This is a genomic window from Blastococcus sp. SYSU DS0828 (genome assembly GCF_054050975.1).
Map to the genome: position 1 here is coordinate 151,000 of NZ_JBJHAK010000001.1, position 17,195 is coordinate 168,194.

Annotated in this window: 14 protein-coding genes; 8 read left to right on the plus strand and 6 right to left on the minus strand. The window is 74.4% G+C overall.

Annotated features, from left to right (window positions below; translation table 11 throughout):
* Positions 1–88: 88 nt before the first annotated feature.
* On the plus strand, positions 89–1,183 hold the full coding sequence (locus tag ACI79Q_RS00740; protein WP_456613935.1) for an MsnO8 family LLM class oxidoreductase: 1,095 nt from the start codon (positions 89–91) through the stop codon (positions 1,181–1,183).
* On the opposite strand, the gene ACI79Q_RS00745 is transcribed toward ACI79Q_RS00740, so the two are convergent.
* The 6 genes from ACI79Q_RS00745 to ACI79Q_RS00770 all read right to left on the minus strand — a co-directional run bounded on the left by ACI79Q_RS00745 (position 1,153) and on the right by ACI79Q_RS00770 (position 7,318).
* On the minus strand, positions 1,153–1,974 hold the full coding sequence (locus ACI79Q_RS00745; RefSeq protein ID WP_456613936.1) for a MetQ/NlpA family ABC transporter substrate-binding protein: 822 nt from the start codon (positions 1,972–1,974) through the stop codon (positions 1,153–1,155). The genes ACI79Q_RS00740 and ACI79Q_RS00745 overlap by 31 nt on opposite strands.
* Positions 1,975–2,015: 41 nt before the next feature.
* On the minus strand, positions 2,016–2,675 hold the full coding sequence (locus ACI79Q_RS00750; protein ID WP_456612108.1) for a methionine ABC transporter permease: 660 nt from the start codon (positions 2,673–2,675) through the stop codon (positions 2,016–2,018).
* Positions 2,672–3,763: a methionine ABC transporter ATP-binding protein gene (locus tag ACI79Q_RS00755; protein ID WP_456587978.1), complete on the minus strand. Its 1,092-nt coding sequence runs from the start codon at positions 3,761–3,763 to the stop codon at positions 2,672–2,674. The genes ACI79Q_RS00750 and ACI79Q_RS00755 overlap by 4 nt, the downstream gene beginning before the upstream one ends.
* A gap of 270 nt (positions 3,764–4,033) precedes the next feature.
* The gene (locus ACI79Q_RS00760; RefSeq protein WP_456587979.1) at positions 4,034–4,342 is read right to left on the minus strand and encodes a hypothetical protein; all 309 of its coding nucleotides are present in this window, start codon (positions 4,340–4,342) and stop codon (positions 4,034–4,036) included.
* A gap of 98 nt (positions 4,343–4,440) precedes the next feature.
* The gene (locus ACI79Q_RS00765) at positions 4,441–6,027 is read right to left on the minus strand and encodes a sodium:solute symporter family transporter (protein WP_456587980.1); all 1,587 of its coding nucleotides are present in this window, start codon (positions 6,025–6,027) and stop codon (positions 4,441–4,443) included.
* 268 nt (positions 6,028–6,295) lie between these two features.
* Complete coding sequence (locus ACI79Q_RS00770) at positions 6,296–7,318, minus strand: LLM class F420-dependent oxidoreductase (RefSeq protein ID WP_456599262.1); 1,023 nt, start codon at positions 7,316–7,318, stop codon at positions 6,296–6,298.
* 178 nt (positions 7,319–7,496) lie between these two features.
* Here ACI79Q_RS00770 and ACI79Q_RS00775 point away from each other — a divergent pair, with 178 nt between their 5' ends.
* The 7 genes from ACI79Q_RS00775 to ACI79Q_RS00805 are packed head-to-tail and all read left to right on the plus strand — an operon-like array spanning position 7,497 to position 17,193.
* A complete protein-coding gene (locus ACI79Q_RS00775; RefSeq protein ID WP_456612105.1) occupies positions 7,497–8,642 on the plus strand; it encodes an acyl-CoA dehydrogenase family protein in 1,146 nt (381 codons plus the stop codon).
* Positions 8,639–9,445 (plus strand): TIGR03084 family metal-binding protein, encoded by an 807-nt coding sequence (locus ACI79Q_RS00780; protein ID WP_456599260.1) that lies wholly within the window; start codon positions 8,639–8,641, stop codon positions 9,443–9,445. Before ACI79Q_RS00775 ends, ACI79Q_RS00780 begins: the two co-directional genes overlap by 4 nt.
* Entirely contained in the window at positions 9,442–11,217 is a 1,776-nt protein-coding gene (locus ACI79Q_RS00785; protein ID WP_456613937.1) for an acyclic terpene utilization AtuA family protein, read from the plus strand. The genes ACI79Q_RS00780 and ACI79Q_RS00785 overlap by 4 nt, the downstream gene beginning before the upstream one ends.
* Positions 11,214–12,794 carry an acyl-CoA carboxylase subunit beta gene (locus ACI79Q_RS00790; protein ID WP_456613938.1) on the plus strand — a complete coding sequence of 527 codons (1,581 nt, stop codon included), beginning with the start codon at positions 11,214–11,216 and terminating at the stop codon, positions 12,792–12,794. The genes ACI79Q_RS00785 and ACI79Q_RS00790 overlap by 4 nt, the downstream gene beginning before the upstream one ends.
* Entirely contained in the window at positions 12,791–14,839 is a 2,049-nt protein-coding gene (locus tag ACI79Q_RS00795) for an ATP-binding protein (protein WP_456613939.1), read from the plus strand. The genes ACI79Q_RS00790 and ACI79Q_RS00795 overlap by 4 nt, the downstream gene beginning before the upstream one ends.
* The gene (locus ACI79Q_RS00800; protein WP_456587987.1) at positions 14,829–16,430 is read left to right on the plus strand and encodes a class I adenylate-forming enzyme family protein; all 1,602 of its coding nucleotides are present in this window, start codon (positions 14,829–14,831) and stop codon (positions 16,428–16,430) included. The genes ACI79Q_RS00795 and ACI79Q_RS00800 overlap by 11 nt, the downstream gene beginning before the upstream one ends.
* Complete coding sequence (locus ACI79Q_RS00805; protein ID WP_456587988.1) at positions 16,423–17,193, plus strand: enoyl-CoA hydratase-related protein; 771 nt, start codon at positions 16,423–16,425, stop codon at positions 17,191–17,193. Before ACI79Q_RS00800 ends, ACI79Q_RS00805 begins: the two co-directional genes overlap by 8 nt.
* Positions 17,194–17,195: the final 2 nt, after the last annotated feature.

Consider the following 17,195-nt stretch of genomic DNA (forward strand, 5'->3'; position numbering starts at 1 on the left):
GCCGAGGGGCGCGCCGCCGGTCCCTGCCGACCGCGCGGCCCCTGGCGGCCACTGGAACACCTCACGGCCGAGGAGCGCTGGCGCCGACGTGACCGACACGTCCCCGGGGCTGTCCCTGCTCGACCGTTCCCGCACCCGGATCGGCGAGCCCGACGCCGCGGCGCTCCAGGGCAGCGTCGCGCGCGCCGTCCACGCCGAGCAGCTCGGGTTCGAGCGGTTCTGGGTCGCCGAGCACCACGGGGTGCCGGGGATCGCCGGCGCCGCACCGGCAGTGGTGCTGGCCGCCGTCGCCGGCCGGACGACGACGATCCGGCTCGGCTCGGCCGGCGTGATGCTGCCGCACCACCAGCCGCTCGTCGTCGCCGAGCAGTTCGCCACCCTGTCGGCCTTCGCGCCGGGCCGGGTCGACCTGGGGCTGGGCCGCTCCCCCGGGTTCACCGCGCCGGTGCGCCGCGCCCTGCGGGAGGCCGACCGGGACTTCCCGGCCGATCTCGCCGAGCTGCGCGCCTACCTCACCGGCGCGGCGGAGATCACCCTGCACCCGCAGCCCGTCGGCCCGGTGCCGCTGCACGTGCTGGCGACCGGGCGCGGGCTGCAGGTCGCGGCGGAGCTGGGGCTCCCCGTCATCGTCGGCGGCCCGCTGCTGGGCCTGGCCGGCGACCCCGAGCCCGGGCTGGCCGCGCTGGCCGAGTACCGGCGCACCTTCCGGCCCTCCGGGCAGCAGCCGGTGCCGCGCGTCGCGATCAGCCTCGACGTGCTGGTCGCCGACACCCCGGCGGAGGCCGCGGACCTGCTGCTGCCCGAGGCGTGGGCGATGGCCCGGGCCCGCACCACCGGCACCTTCCCAGCGCTGGAGCCGGTGGCCGCCGTCCGCGCCGCGCACCGCACCCCGCGCCAGCAGCAGTACCTCGAGGAGACGGCTGCGGCGGCGGTCGCCGGCACGCCCGCCCAGGTGGAGAGCCGGCTGGCGGAACTGCTCGACCGCACCGGGGCGGCCGAGCTGGTGGCCGCGGGCAGCACCTTCGACCGGGCGGCCCTGGCCGCCTCCGACGCCTCCCTCGCGGCCCTGTTCGGCCGGACGGCCGGTGCCGGCGTCCCCGCCGGCACCGGCTCAGGAGGTGGCAGCGCCCGGTCGGGGCGCCCCGGGCCGGCTCAGAACGCCGGCAGGACGGCGCCCGAGTAGTTCTCCTCGATGAACTGCCGCACCTCGGCGGAGTGCAGCAGCTCCTCCAGCGCGACGATTCGCTCGGCGTCCTCGTCGCCGCTGCGGACCACGAGCAGGTTCGCGTTCGGGTTGCCCTCGGCCTCCTCCAGCGCGAGGGCGTCCTCGGCCGGGGAGAGGTCGGCGTCGATCGCGTAGTTGCCGTTGATCACCGCGGCGTCGACGTCGGCCAGCGAGCGCGGCAGCTGTGCGGCCTCGACCTGCTCGATCTCCAGGCCCTTCGGGTTGCCCTCGATGTCCAGGGCCGTCGGCGCCGAGTCGCCGGTGTCGGCCAGGGTGAGGAGGTCGTTGGCCTCGAGCAGCCGCAGGGCGCGGGCGGCGTTGGTCGGGTCGTTCGGGATCGCGACCGTACCGCCGTCGGGGAGGTCGGCCAGGGTGGTCAGCGAGGCGGAGTAGATGCCCAGCGGCTCGATGTGCACCGGCTCCAGCGCGGTGAAGTCGTAACCGGCGCTGGCCTCCTGCTCCTCCAGGTAGGGCACCGTCTGGAAGTAGTTGGCGTCCAGCGAGCCGTCGTCGAGGGCGACGTTGGGCTGCACGTAGTCGGTGAACTCGATGATCTCCAGGTCCAGGCCGGCGTCGTCGGCGAGCTCCTCGTCGACGAACCGCAGGATCTCCGCGTGCGGCACCGGGGAGGCGCCGACGCGCAGGGGCTCGTCCGCCGCCGACAGCTCGGCCTCCCCACCTCCGCAGGCGGTCAGGCCGAGCAGCGTGGCGGTGGCGACGGCGAGGGTGGTCCGGGTGGGGCGGAGCATGTGCGGGGTTCTCCTAGCGAGAGGTCGGGTGGTGCGGAGGATCAGGCGTGCGCGAGCCGTCGGGCCCAGCGGTCGCCGGCCCACTGGAGCAGCTGGACCAGCACGAGCAGCAGGACGACGGTGACCACGGTGATGTCGGTGCGGAACTGCTGGTAGCCGTAGCGGATGGCGAAGTCGCCCAGGCCGCCGCCGCCGATGGCGCCGGCCATCGCCGAGTAGCTGATGAGGGCGACGACGGTGACCGTGATGCCCGAGACCAGCGACGGCAGCGCCTCGGGCAGCAGCACCGTGCGGACGACGTCGCGCCGGCGGGCGCCCATCGCCAGGGTCGCCTCGACCTTGCCGTGCCCGACCTCCCGCAGGCTGGTCTCCACCAGCCGGGCGAGGAACGGGACGGCGCCGATGGTCAGGGGCACGATCGTCGCCGTCGACCCGATCGTGGTCCCCACGATGCCCCGGGTGACCGGGGCGACGAGCACCAGCAGGATGATGAACGGCAGCGACCGGCCCAGGTTGACCACCAGGCCGAGGACGCGGTGCAGCGCCGGGCTCGGGGAGAGCGCGCCCGGTGCGGTGACGGTGAGCAGCACGCCGAGCGGGACGCCGAGCAGCACGGTGAGCAGCGTGCTCACGCCCACCATGTACAGCGTCTCCCACGTGGCATCGGCCAGCTGCGGGGCGATCCGGTCCCAGTTGCTCACCGCTGCACCTCCGGGGCGTCGAGGAATCGGGGCTCGTCGGGTCCGTCCGGCGGCCCGGCTGCCGGCTGCTCCTGCTCCCGCCACGCCGCCGGCTCGTCGCCGGGGTGGGCGCGCTCGACCAGGGACCCGCCGTCCCGGAGGCGCTGGAGCGCGGGGTCCAGCCGCCCGTCGTCGCCGGTGACCGAGAGCAGCAGCCGACCGAAGCGGCGGCCGGCGACGGTCTCCACCGACCCGCCCACCACCTCGACGTCGAGCCCCAGCTCGCCGGCGAGGGTGCGCAGCACCCGGCCCTCCGGTGCGGCGTCGGTGACGGTGACCCGGACCAGGTCGCCGGCCCGGCCGGCGACGGGTGGGGCCGGGAGCAGCTGGGCGGCCAGCGGTGACCGGGGGCGGGTCAGCACCTCGGTCAGCGGGCCGCCGTCGACGACCCGGCCGCGGTCCATGAGCACCGCGCTGTCGCACACCGCCCGGACCACCGCCATCTCGTGGGTGATGAGCAGAACGGTCAGGCCCAGGTCGGTGCGCACCTGCCGCAGCAGGTCGAGCACACCGGTGGTGCTCGCGGGATCGAGGGCGCTGGTCGCCTCGTCGCAGAGCAGCACCTTCGGCCGGGCGGCCAGCGCGCGGGCGATCGCGACGCGCTGCTTCTGGCCACCCGAGAGCTGCGCCGGCCGGGCGGCGTGCCGGTCGCCCAGTCCCACCAGGTCCAGCAGCTCCGCCACCCGGCGGCGGCGGTCGGCCCGGCCGACGCCGGCGAGCTCCAGGGGGTGCTCGACGTTCCCGGCGGCGGTGCGGGAGTCGAGCAGGTTGAAGTGCTGGAACACCATGCCGACGGTGCGTCGGGCACGCCGCACGCCGTCGGCGTCGAGGTCGGTGAGCGGCTGACCGTCGACGACCACCCGCCCCGACGTCGGCCGCTCCAGCAGGTTGACCAGCCGGGCGAGGGTGCTCTTGCCGGAGCCGCTGGGGCCCACGACGCCGGCGAACTCGCCGTCGGCGACCGACAGGCTCACGCCGTCGACGGCGACGACCTCGGGTGCCCCCCGGCGCGCGGGGAAGACCTTGCGGACGTCGGACAGCTCGATCACGGGGGCCTCTGGATGGCTCGGCGGGGCAGGGCGCGGACGGGGCCCGGACCGGCGCGGTGGCGCGCGCCGACGACGGGCGGCGCGCGGTGTCTCCGCGAAGGGTGGGCGGCGCGGCGCGCTAGAGCAGGCTCGCCGTGCGCAGGAGGTCGACGGCGCGACGACGCGTCAACGCAACACTCCTCGGCACCCGTCGAGCATGCCGCGCCGCTCGGCCGGCTGCCAGCGGGGCGGGCAAATGTGAGAGAACGCTCAACCAGATGGTCGTGCGGTTCAGTGATCGACCAGCGGAGACGTCGCCTCGGCGCTCGCCGCCGCCCGCCGCGGAACCCCCGGCCGGAGCGCGTCGATCAACCGGTCGTCGAGGGCCGCCGCTCCCCCGGTGACCACCACGGTCGCCGTCCACTCGGTCAGCTCCGTGTTCTGGCCCTGAACGGGTCGGGCCGGCCCCTGCACCCGGAGCGTCGACCAGTCCGGGTCCGCTCCCGCAGCGGCGGCCATCACCCGCAGCTGCCCGCGGAGCCCGGCGGTCACCCGGTCCCGGTCGGAGAACGGCACAGCAGCGGCAGCGCGGTACATCATCGCCCCAGGGTCTGCCCATTTCGGCTGCCCACTACACATATTCAGCGCCCTCGTCACCCCGCGGCACCCCGCCGGTAACCGCGCGTCGGCGGAACGGCTCAGATGAACGGCACCACGACCGCGACGGTGAGCACCGCCAGGCCGAGCGAGAGGTGGCGGTAGTTCTTGTACCAGGGCTTGCCGCGGAGCTCCCCGGACTCCTCGCGCCACGTCTGCCGGTCGAACACCACCTCGGCGATCTTCTCGCGGTCCGGCGCCTCGGTGGACAGCGTGATGGCCACCAGGGTGACCACGCTCAGGAGGAGCATGATCCCGGTCGCGTACAGGAACTGGACGCCGTACAGCTCGAAGATCTCCCCGGTGACGAAGCCGATCACCCCGATGGGGACCACGACGACCAGCGTCCAGAAGGCGGCCGGCGCGGTGGCGCGCTTCCAGAAGATGCCGCCGAGCAGGACAACGACGATCGGCATCGTCACGTAGCCGAGGAACGACTGGAAGTACTGGACGATCGTGTCGAACTGCAGGATGACCGGCGCCCAGGCCACCGCGATGAGCATGAAGATGCCGACGAGCACCCGGCTCATCAGCAGCAGCCGCTTCTCGCTGTACTCCTTGTCACGGGTCTTGACGAAGTCGTTGATCACCAGGCTCGCGGCCCCGTTCAGCACCGAGTCCAGGGTGGACATCAGGGCGGCGAGCAGCGCGGCGACGATCAGCCCGCGCAGGCCGACGGGGATGAACTCGAAGATCAGCGAGGGCCAGGCGAGGTCCGGGTTCTCCAGGTCGGGGAAGACGTCGCGGGCGAGGATCCCGGGGAAGATCAGCAGCACGAGCAGCGGCAGCTGCATCAGGCCGGCGAACAGCGCCCCCCACCTGCCGTGGTCCAGGTTCTTCGCCGCCAGCACCCGCTGGACGACGACGTGGTTGGCGACCCAGACGTAGAAGCCGAGCCAGATCGCCCCGGTGAAGATGCCCGGCCACGGCAGGAAGTCGTCGTCGGGTGGAGGCGCGATGGTGAAGCCGTCCTCCGGCGCGAGCTCGGGGAACACCGACCACTGGAAGTCGAACTCCCGGAACACGATGACGAAGATGATGCCGGCCGCCAGGAACAGCAGCACGCCCTGGATCGTGTCGGTGATCATCACCGCCCGCAGCCCGCCGAGGATGACGTACACGCCCGCCAGCACGGCGATCGCCACGATGTGCACGATCATCGGGACGTCGGGGAACAGCAGGTTCAGTACCAGCGCGCCGGCGATCATGCCCCCGGCGGAGTCGATGAGCATGCCCGTGAGCACCGTGAACCCGGAGAACGCGTACCGGGAGCGCCGGTCGTACCGCCGTTCGAGGAACTCCGGGACGGTGCTGATCTTCGACTGCAGGTAGATCGGCAGGATGAGCACCGCGAAGACCAGCAGGACGAGCGTGGCCATCCACTCGAAGTTCCACACCGCGATCCCGGTGTCGTAGCCGGCTCCGGCCAGCCCCAGGAACTGCGTGCCCGAGAAGTTGGTGACGATGAGCGAGAAGCCCACGAGCGGCCACGCCATGCCGCGGCCGGCGAGGAAGTAGTCGTCGGAGTCCGAGGTCCGCCGGGACACCCAGTAACCGATCCCGATGATCATGACCACGTAGGCGCCGATGACCACGAGGTCAACGGTCGCGAGGTCGAATTCCGGCATGGCACCGCCCTCCCCCTGCGCCTCGTCGCGCACCGTCCAAGTTGGCGGAAGAGCGGGCCTCCCGCGACTCGGAACCGGGTCGCCTCGGCGCCGCCGCCCGGCCGGTCAGCCGGGAGCGAGCAGCGCCACCACCTGGCAGCGGATCTCGAGGTCCTCGCGGGCGGTCACCACCACCGTCCGCGCCGGCGCGCCGTCGCGTTGTCCGCTGCACGCCGACGGCTCCAGCGGTCGGGGGCGAGGGTGTCCAGGTGAACTCCCGGCGCCGTCGTCAGCCGGTGAGCTCGGCCATCATGCGCAGGGTCTCCGGAGAGCCACCGACCAGCATCGTGGTGACGAGCGACTCCTCCCAGGCCGCGAGGTCGTCGGCGATCTTGGCCCGTGACCCCACGAGCGCCACCTTCTCCACCATCGCCAGCGGGACGGCCGCCGCCGCCTCGTCCCTCCGGCCGGCCAGGTACAGCTCCTGGATGCGAGCGCACTCGGCCTCGAAGCCCATGCGCGCGAAGACCTCGTAGTGGAAGTTCACACCCCGGGCACCCATCCCGCCGACGTAGAGGGCGAGCATCGGCCGCACGCGGTCGGCCGCGGCGTCGACGTCGTCGGCCACCTCCACCTGGACCATGCAGGCGACCTCGAAGCCGTCGGCGCCCCGGCGGGCCCCCGGGCGGGCGAAGCCCTCGGCGAGCGACTCCCGGTAGTGCCCGTCGTCGTGCGGTGAGTAGAACAGCGGGATCCAGCCGTCGGCGATCTCCGCGGCCAGCGCCACGTTCTTCGGCCCCTCGGCCGCCAGCAGGACCGGGATGTCGGTGCGGAGCGGGTGCACGGTCGGCCGCAGCGACTTCCCCAGCCCGGTGCCGCCCGGGAAAGGGATGCGGTAGTGCTCGCCGTCGTGGCGCACGGGCTGCCGCGCGAACACCTGCCGCAGCACCTCGACGTACTCCCGGGTGCGGGCGAGCGGCCTGGGATAGGGCTGGCCGTACCAGCCCTCCACCACCTGCGGCCCGGAGACCCCGAGGCCCAGGACGAACCGCCCGCCGGAGAGGTGGTCCATCGTCAGCGCCGCCATGGCGGTGGCCGTCGGCGTCCGGGCGGACATCTGCACCACCGAGGTGCCGAGCCGCAACCGGGTGGTCGCGCTGCCCAGCCAGGCCAACGGGGTGAGGGCGTCGGACCCGTACGCCTCCGCGGTCCACACCGACTCGAAGCCCAGGCGCTCGGCCTCGGCGACCAGCTCGGCCTGACCCGGCGGCGGCCCGGCCCCCCAGTACCCCAGCGACAGCCCCAGCCTCATCGAGCCCCCTCCTGTCCGGCGTGCCGTGCGACGGCGGTCGACCGGCGTGGGCGCCGGCGACGAGGCGCGACGTTAGCGCAGCGGGTTGTTGTGCGGGTCACACCCGGCTGATAGACCTGACGGCGTCGTCAAGTTCGGCCGGTGGCGCTGCCGTCGGCCATTCCCACCGGGAGTTCCGATGCGCTTCACCGACGAGCACCACGCCTTCCGGAAGCTGGTGCGCGACGTCGTCGACCGGGAGATCGCCCCCCACGTCGACGAGTGGGAGGCGGCGGGCACCTTCCCGGCCCACGAGCTGTTCCCGAAGCTCGGCGAGCTCGGCCTGCTGGGGCTTGAGTACGACCCCGAGTACGGCGGGCAGGGCGCCGATCACCTGTTCAGCGTGATCCTGTGCGAGGAGCTGCACCGTTCCGGGTGCGCCGGCGTGCCGATGGCGATCGGCGTGCAGACCATGATGGCGACGCCGTCCCTGCACGAGTTCGGCAGCGACGAGCTCAAGCACCGCTACCTGGAGCCCGCGATCCGGGGCACCGCCGTCTGCTCCATCGCGGTGACCGAGCCCGGCGCCGGCTCCGACGTCGCCGGGCTGCGCACCCGCGCGGTGCAGGACGGCGACGAGTGGGTCATCAACGGCAGCAAGCTGTACATCACCAACGGCACCCAGGCCGACTGGCTGTGCCTGCTGGCCCGCACCTCCGACGAGGGCGGGCACCGCGGGATGAGCCAGATCATCGTGCCCACCGACGTCCCCGGCTTCGCCGTCTCCCGGAAGCTCGACAAGCTGGGCAACCGCTCGTCCGACACCGCCGAGCTGTACTTCGAGGACGTGCGGGTGCCGGTGTCGAACACCATCGGCACGGTCGGCCGCGGCTTCCAGCAGCAGATGTCGCAGTTCGTGGTGGAGCGCATGTTCGCCGCCTACGGCGCGGTGGGCAGCTGCCGGATGGCGCTGGAGCGCACCCGGGACCACCTCCAGCAGCGCCAGGCCTTCGGCGGGCCGCTGCTGGCCAGCCAGTACATCGCCTTCCGGCTGGCGGAACTCGCCGCGCAGGTCGACCTGCTGCAGTCGCACAACTACGCGTGCGCGGAGGCCTACCTGAACGGCGAGGACACCACCCGCCAGGCCACGGTGGCCAAGCTGACCGCCGGCCGGCTGCTGCGCGAAGTGGCCGACACGTGCCTGCAGTTCCACGGCGGCATGGGCTACATGGAGGAGACCTGGACCGCCCGGTTCTTCCGGGACAGCCGGCTCGCCTCGATCGGCGGCGGCGCCGACGAGGTGATGCTGCAGGTGCTCGCCCGGATGCAGGGGTTCTCCGCGTGAGCGACCGCAGCGCCCTGCTGGCCGCCCTGGTCGACGACCTCACGGCCGAGTCCGCCGACCTCGACGCCCGGGTGGCGCCGCTCGACGACGCCGGGTGGCGCACGCCCACCCCCGCGGCCGGCTGGGACGTCCGCGACACGATCAACCACCTGCGGTTCTTCGACCGGGACGCCCTCCTGGCCGTGACCGACCCCGCCGGGTTCGCCGCCCTGGTCGAGGGGCTCGGCGACGCAGCCGGCGACTACGTCGAGCGGCGCACCGCCGAGGGCCGGGACACGCCCCCCGCGGAGGTCCTCGCCGACTGGCGGGCCGGCCGGGAGGCGCTGGCAGCCGCCCTCCGCGCGACCGACCCCGGCGTGCGGGTGCCGTGGTTCGGCCCGCCGATGAGCCCGGCGTCGTTCGTGACCGCCCGGCTGATGGAGACGTGGGCGCACGGTCAGGACGTCGTCGACGCCCTCGGGCAGGACCGCCCGGGCACACCGCGGCTGCGCTCGGTCGCCGAGATCGGCGTGCGCGCGCGGCCCTTCTCCTACGCCGTCCGCGGGCTGCCGGTGCCCGACCGCGCGGTCCGCGTGGAGCTGACCGGGCCCGGTGGCGAGCGGTGGACGTGGGGGCCCGCGGACGCCGCCGACACCGTCCGCGGCCCGGCGCTGGACTTCTGCCTGCTGGTGACCCAGCGCCGGCACCGCGACGACCTCGCCCTGGAGGTCACCGGGCCGGCCGCGCAGGAGTGGATGTCGATCGCGCAGGCCTTCGCCGGTCCCCCCGGCGCGGGTCGGCAGCCGCTGGGCGGTGCCCGGTGACCGCACCCCTCCGCATCGCCAACGTCTCCGGTTTCTACGGCGACCGGCACAGCGCCATGCGCGAGATGCTGGACGGCGGCGAGGTCGACGTCCTCACCGGCGACTACCTCGCCGAGCTGACCATGCTCATCCTCGGCCGGCAGAAGGCCGAGGACCCGGCCGCCGGGTACGCCCGCACCTTCCTCTCCCAGCTGGAGGAGTGCCTGGGCACGGCGCTGGAGCGCGGCGTCCGGATCGTCAGCAACGCGGGCGGGCTCAACCCGCAGGGGCTCGCGGCGGCGGTCACCGAGCTCGGCCGGCGCCTCGGGACGCCGGTGCGGGTGGCCACGGTCGGTGGCGACGACCTGCTGCCCCGCCTCGCGGACCTGCGCGACCGCGGCCTGCTCCGCGCCGGTGACACCCCACCCGGGGACGGCGAGGTTCCCGACGCCCTCACCGCCAACGCCTACCTCGGGTGCCGGGGGATCGTCCGGGCCCTGCAGGGCGGCGCGGACGTCGTCGTCACCGGCCGGGTCACCGACGCCAGCCTCGTCGTCGGCCCGGCGGCCTGGCACCACGGCTGGGGGCCCGACGACCTGGACGCGCTCGCCGGGGCCACCGTCGCCGGGCACGTCCTGGAGTGCGGCGCCCAGGCGACGGGCGGGAACTTCAGCTTCTTCGCCGAGCTGCTCGACGCCGACCCCGCGGCGCTGGACTCCATCGGCTTCCCGCTGGCCGAGATCGCCGCCGACGGCACCTCGGTGATCACCAAGCACCCGGGCACGGGCGGGGCGGTCACCGTGGAGACGGTCACCGAGCAGCTGCTCTACGAGCTCACCGGCAGCGCCTACGGCGGCCCCGACGTCGTCACCCGCTTCGACGGCCTGCGGCTGCGGCAGGCCGGCCCCGACCGGGTCGAGATCACGGGCGCCCGCGGGCTGCCCGCCGGGGAGTGGCTCAAGGTGGCCGTCAACCGCCTCGGCGGCTTCCGGAACTCCATGACCCTGCCGCTGACCGGTCTGGACGTCGAGCGCAAGGCGGAGCTGCTGCGCCGCCAGCTCGCCCCCGCGCTCGAGGCGATCGAGGACGTCACGGTGGCGCTCGCCCGCACCGACTCGCCGGATGCGGCGGTGCAGGAGGAGGCCGCGGCCCTGCTGCACGTCACGGTCAAGGACTGCGACCGCCGGAAGGTGGGCAAGGGCTTCACCGTCCCGGTGATCGAGCTCGGCCTGGCCAGCATCCCGGGCTTCCACGCCACCGCCGCGCCGCCCAGCCCCTCGCCGTACGGGGTGTACTCGGCGGCCTGGGTGCCGGCCGGGGAGGTGCCGCAGGTCGTCGGCCTGCCCGACGGGACGACGGAGACGCTGTCCCCGGCCCCCGCGGCGGCTCCCGGCGCGCCGCCGCCCGACCCTGTCGCCGCGCCGACGTGGGCGGGCGACGCCACCACCGCGGCCGTCCCGCTCGGCCGGGTCGCCGGTGCCCGCAGCGGCGACAAGGGCGGGGCGGCGACCCTGGGCGTCTACGCGCGCTCCGACGACGGCTACGCCTGGCTCGCCGCGTTCCTCACCCCCGACCGGCTGCGGGCGCTGCTCCCCGAGGCCGCCGCCCTCCCGGTCACCCGCGAGCTGCTGCCCGGCCTGCGGGCGCTGCTGTTCCAGCTACCCGGTCTCCTCGGCGACGGCGTCGCCGCGGGCACCCGGTTCGACCCCCAGGCCAAGGCCGTGGGCGAGTGGCTGCGCTCCCGCGTGGTCGACGTCCCGGCCCGGCTGCTGCCCCCGGAGGTGGGCTCATGACGATGCTGGACGAACGGGCCGCGAGCAACCGCGCGGCCCTGCTGGAACGACTGGCCGAGCTGGAGGTGGAGCGCGGCCGCGCCAACGCCGGCGGCGGCGAGAGCGCCGTGGCCCGGCACCGCGACCGGGGCAAGCTCACCGTGCGGGAACGGATCGAGCTGCTGCTCGACCGCGACAGCCCCTTCCTGGAGCTCTCCCCCTACGCCGCCTGGGGCACCGACTTCCCCGTCGGCGCGAGCACCGTCACCGGCATCGGCGTCGTCGAGGGCGTGGAGGTGATGATCTCCGCCAACGACCCGACGGTCCGCGGCGGCACCTCCAACCCGTACACGCTGCGCAAGTCGCAGCGCGCGCACGACATCGCCGAGACCAACCGGCTGCCGTTCGTCAGCCTGGTCGAGTCCGGCGGTGCGGACCTGCCCACCCAGTCGGAGATCTTCATCCCCGGCGGCCGCGGCTTCCGCAACCTCACCCGGCTCTCCGCCCAGGGCATCCCCACCGTCGCGCTGGTCTTCGGCAACAGCACCGCGGGGGGCGCCTACGTCCCCGGGATGAGCGACCACGTGGTGATGATCGACGGGCGCAGCAAGGTGTTCCTGGCCGGACCGCCGCTGGTGAAGATGGCCACCGGCGAGGAGGCCGACGAGGAGTCCCTCGGCGGGGCGTCGATGCACGCCCGCGTCTCCGGCAGCGCCGACCACCTCGCCGTCGACGAGGTCGACGCCATCCGGCTGGGCCGGCAGATCGTGCGCAACCTCAACTGGCGCAAGCGGGGCCCGGGCCCCTCACGCCCGGCCGACCCCCCGCTGCACGACCCCGAGGAGCTGCTCGACCTGGCGCCCGCCGACCTGCGGCAGCCGCTGGACCCGCGCGACGTGCTCGCCCGCATCGTCGACGGCAGCCGCTTCGACGAGCACAAGCCGCTGTACGGCACCTCCCTGGTCACCGGGTGGGCGAGCATCCACGGCTACCCGATCGGCGTGCTGGCCAACGCCCGCGGCGTGCTGTTCCGGCAGGACGCCGAGAAGGCCGCGCAGTTCATCCAGCTGGCCAACCAGACCGACACCCCGCTGCTGTTCCTGCAGAACACCACCGGCTACATGGTCGGCACCGAGTACGAGCAGGACGGGATCATCAAGGCCGGGTCGCAGATGATCAACGCGGTCTCGAACAGCGCGGTCCCGCACATCACCGTCAACATCGGCGCCTCCTACGGCGCCGGCAACTACGGCATGTGCGGCCGCGCCTACGACCCCCGCTTCCTCTTCACCTGGCCCAACGCCAAGAGCGCGGTCATGGGCGCCGCCCAGCTCGCCGGCGTGCTCGACATCGTCGGCCGGGCCAGCGCCCGGGCCCGCGGCCGCGACTACGACGAGGAGGCCGCGGCCGCCATGCGCGCCGCGGTGGAGCAGCAGATCGAGGCGGAGTCACTGGCGCTGTTCCTCTCCGGCCGGCTCTACGACGACGGCATCATCGACCCCCGCGACACCCGCACCGTCCTCGGGCTGGCGCTCTCGGCGATCTCCAACGCACCGGTCCGAGGGCTCCACGACGGATGGGGGGTGTTCCGGCTGTGAGCCGCACCCTGAGCTGCGTCCTGGTCGCGAACCGGGGCGAGATCGCGCGGCGGGTCTTCACCACCGCCCGCGCCATGGGCCTGCGCACGGTGGCGGTGCACTCCGACGCCGACGCCGACGCGCCGTTCGTCCGCGAGGCCGACGTCGCCGTCCGGCTGCCCGGCAGCACGCCCGCCGAGACCTACCTGCGCGCCGACCTCGTGGTGGCCGCCGCGCTGCGGGCCGGCGCCGACTGCGTCCACCCCGGCTACGGCTTCCTCTCCGAGAACGCCGACTTCGCCCGTGCGGTCGCAGCGGCGGGGCTGGTGTTCGTCGGCCCCGACCCCGAGGCCGTCGAGGCCATGGGCAGCAAGCTCGCCGCGAAGGAGCTGATGAGCCGCGCCGGGGTGCCGACCCTGCCGAGCGTGGACGCCACGGGGCTGTCCGGCGACACCCTGGAGAAGGCCGCCGGTGAGGTGGGCTACCCACTGCTGGTCAAGGCCTCCTTCGGCGGGGGTGGCCGCGGCATGCGGGCCGTGCGCGGGCCGGACGAGCTGGCCGACGCGGTGGCCGGCGCCGGCCGGGAGGCGGCCTCGGCCTTCGGCGACGGCACCGTCTTCCTCGAACGCCTGGTCGAGCGGCCGCGGCACGTCGAGGTGCAGGTGTTCGGCGACCGGCACGGCACCACGGTGGCGCTGTTCGAGCGGGAGTGCTCCATCCAGCGCCGGCACCAGAAGGTCGTCGAGGAGGCCCCCTCCCCCGCCGTCGGCCCCGAGCTCCGGGCCCGGCTGCAGGAGGCCGCGGTGGCCGCCGCGCGGGCGATCGGCTACGTCGGCGCCGGCACGGTGGAGTTCCTGCTCGACGAGTCGGGCGAGTTCTTCTTCCTCGAGATGAACACCCGGCTGCAGGTCGAGCACCCGGTCACCGAGGCGGTCACCGGGCTGGACCTGGTCCGCCTGCAGTTCGACGTCGCCGCCGGCCGTCCGCTGCCGGCGGCGGCCGTGTCGGCCACGTCGTCCGGCTCGGCGATCGAGGTGCGGCTCTACGCCGAGGACCCGGCGCGCGGCTGGCTGCCGCAGTCGGGGCGGCTCGCCGACTTCGCGATCCCGGCCGACACCGCCTTCCGCACCACCGCCGGGCCCGGCATCCGGGTCGACAGCGGGGTGGAGGCCGGCGGCGAGGTCGGCGTGCACTACGACCCGATGCTGGCCAAGGTCATCGCCTGGGCGCCCGACCGGTCGTCGGCGGCGCTGGCGCTGGCCGGGGCGCTGGCCCGGGCGCGGTTGCACGGGCTGACCACCAACCGCGACCTGCTGGTGCGCGTGCTGCGCAGCGAGGCCTTCCTCGCCGGGGAGACCGACACGGGGTTCCTCGACCGGCACGGGCTGGCGCAGCTGGCCGCCCCGCTGGTCGACGAGGCCGCCCGGCGCCGGCACGCCGTCGTGGCCGCGCTGGCCGGGGCGGCGCTGCGGCGGGCCGGCGCGCCGGTGCTGGGCGGGCTGCCGTCGGGCTGGCGCAACAACCCCACGGCCCCGCAGGTCACGGTCTTCGACACCGGCACGGTGCGCTACCGGATCGGCTCGGCAGGCGTCACCGCCGACGTGGACGGCGAGCCCGTGCCGCTCACAGTCCTCGGTACGTCGGTCCCGGCCCCCGGCCGGGTGCGGCTGGACCTCGAGCTCGGCGGGCTGCGCAGCACCTACGACGTGCACGCCGACGGCGACCGCTGGCACGTCGACGGTCCCGAGGGCGGCAGCACGCTGGTCGAGCAGCCCCGGTTCCCGGAGCCGGGCGCCGCCGTGCAGCCCGGATCCCTCACCGCCGCCATGCCCGGAACCGTGGTCCGGGTGGCGGTGGCCGAGGGCGAGCAGGTCGCCGCGGGCCAGCTGGTGCTGGTCCTGGAGGCCATGAAGATGGAGCACCCCGTGGTCGCGCCGGCCGACGGGGTGGTCACCCACCTGCACGCCGACGTGGGCCGGCAGGTGGAGACGGGCGCGGTCCTCGCGGTCGTCGGCGAACCCCCCGCACCGCAGACCGAGACCGAAGGGAACAGCCATGCGTCCTGACCTGTCCGGGGTCGACCCCCTGGAGCTCAACCTCGCGACCCGCTTCTCGGTCGGCGACATGCTGACCCGCACCGCCCAGCTGTTCGCCCACCGCACCGCGATCGTCGACGGCGACGAGGAGATCGGCTACGCGCGGCTCGACGGGGCGGCCGAGGCGTTCGGTCGCGGCCTGCTCGACGCCGGCGTGGGCCGCCAGGAGCCCGTTGCCTTCCTGCTGGGCAACTCGTGGCGCTTCGCCGCCAGCTTCTTCGGCTGCGCGAAGGCGGGGCTGGTGGCGCTCCCGGTGAACCTGATGCTGGCACCGGAGGACATCGGCTGGATCCTCGCCGACTCCGGCACCCGCACCGTCGTCGCCGATCCGCCGTTCCTCCCGCTGCTGGAGGCGGTGCTGCCGCAGCTGCCGCAGATCACCACGGTGATCGTGACCGGCGACCAGGCCCCGGCGTCGGTCGCCGGCCGCGACGTGCGGCGCTGGGACGACGTCGCCACCGACCCCACCCCGGTCCAGGTGATCGTCGAGGACCGCGACACCCTGCACTGCCTCTACACCTCGGGTACCACGGCCCGGCCCAAGGGCGTGCTCACCAGCCACCTCTCGGTGCACGTGGGCGTGCTGAGCAACGCGCTGCAGACCGGCCACCGGCGGGGGGACGAGTTCTCCGTCCTGCCGATCGTGCTCCCCCTGTTCCACACGACCGCGCTGGACACCCTCCTGCTGCCGATCCTGCTCACCGGCGGCACCGCCGTGCTCCCCCGCGGGTTCGAGCCGGAGGGCTTCCTCGAGGTCGTGGAGCAACGGCGGGCGACGCACCTGATGCTGCTGCCGATGATGTACGGCGCGCTCCTGGCCTCCCCCGGGATCCGGACCCGCGACCTCTCCTCGGTGCGGCTGTGCATCTACGCCATGGCCCCCATGCCCCAGGAGCGGATCACCGCGATCGCCGCCGCCTTCCCCAACGCCCAGGTGCTGCTCGGCTCCGGGCAGACCGAGTGCGTACCCGCGACGGTGTTCCAGTGGCCGGCGCACCAGGAGACCAAGGCGGCGTCCTGGGGTCCGTCCACGGTCACCGTCGACACCCGGATCATGGACCCGGCCGGCGCCCTGCTGCCCGCGGGCGAGACCGGCGAGATCGTCTACCGCGGCCCGCACGTGATGAGCGGCTACTGGAACAACCCGGCCGCCAACACCGCCGCGTTCGCGCACGGCTGGTTCCACAGCGGCGACGTCGGCCACCTCGACGACGAGGGCGTCGTCTGGTTCACCGACCGGGTCAAGGACATGGTGAAGACCGGCGGCGAGAACGTCTCCTCGGTGGAGGTGGAGCGGGTGCTGCTGGCCTCCTCCGAGATCGCCGAGGCGGCGGTCATCGGGGTGCCGGACGACCGCTGGGGCGAGGCAGTGACCGCGGTGGTCGTGCCGGCCGACCCGGACACCGACCCGGTCGCGCTGGCCGAGCGGCTGCTCGCCCACTGCAGGCAGCACCTGGGCGGCTTCCAGGTGCCCAAGCGGATCGAGGTCCGCGCCGGGCTGCCGAAGACGGCGACCGGGAAGATCCAGAAGCACGAGCTGCGGGACGAGTTCCGTGCCTGACGACCGCCTGGTCCAGGTCGCCCGGCGGGGGCCGGCCGCCGTGCTGACGCTGGACTCCCCGCACAACCGCAACGCGCTCTCGCGTGCCCTGGTCGAGCAGCTCCACGCGGCGCTGGGTGCGGCACTGGCCGACGCCGCCGTCCGCGTGGTGGTGCTGACCGGGGCGGGCCCGGTGTTCTGCTCGGGCGCCGACCTGAAGGAGCAGCGGGCCGGCGGGGCTCCCGGCGCGGTCGGCCTGCCGGAGGTGCTGACCCTGCTCCTGACGGGGCCCAAGCCCGTGGTCGCCCGGGTGAACGGGCCGGCGCGGGCCGGTGGACTCGGCCTGATCGCGGCCTGCGACCTCGCGGTGGGCCCCGCGGCGGCGACCTTCGCGTTCAGCGAGGTCAGGATCGGTGTGGCGCCGGCGATCATCGCCGTCCCCGTCCTGCGGCGGATGGACCCGCGGGCGGCGCGGGAGCTGTTCCTCACCGGCGAGCCGTTCGACGGTGCCCGGGCCGGGGCGGCCGGTCTGCTCGACCGGGTCGTGCCCGACGACCGGCTCGACGCCGCCGTCGACGAGCTCGTGGAGCAGCTCGGCCGCGGCGCCCCGGAGGCGCTCGCGGTCACCAAGCGGCTGCTGCGCGAGCTGCCCGGCGCCGACCTCCAGGACGACTTCCGCCGCATGGCGGAGGTGTCCGCCGAGCGGTTCGCCTCGGCCGAGGCGCGGGAGGGCATCGCCGCGCTGCTGGAGAAGCGCCGACCGGCCTGGGGCCTCGACGCCTGAGC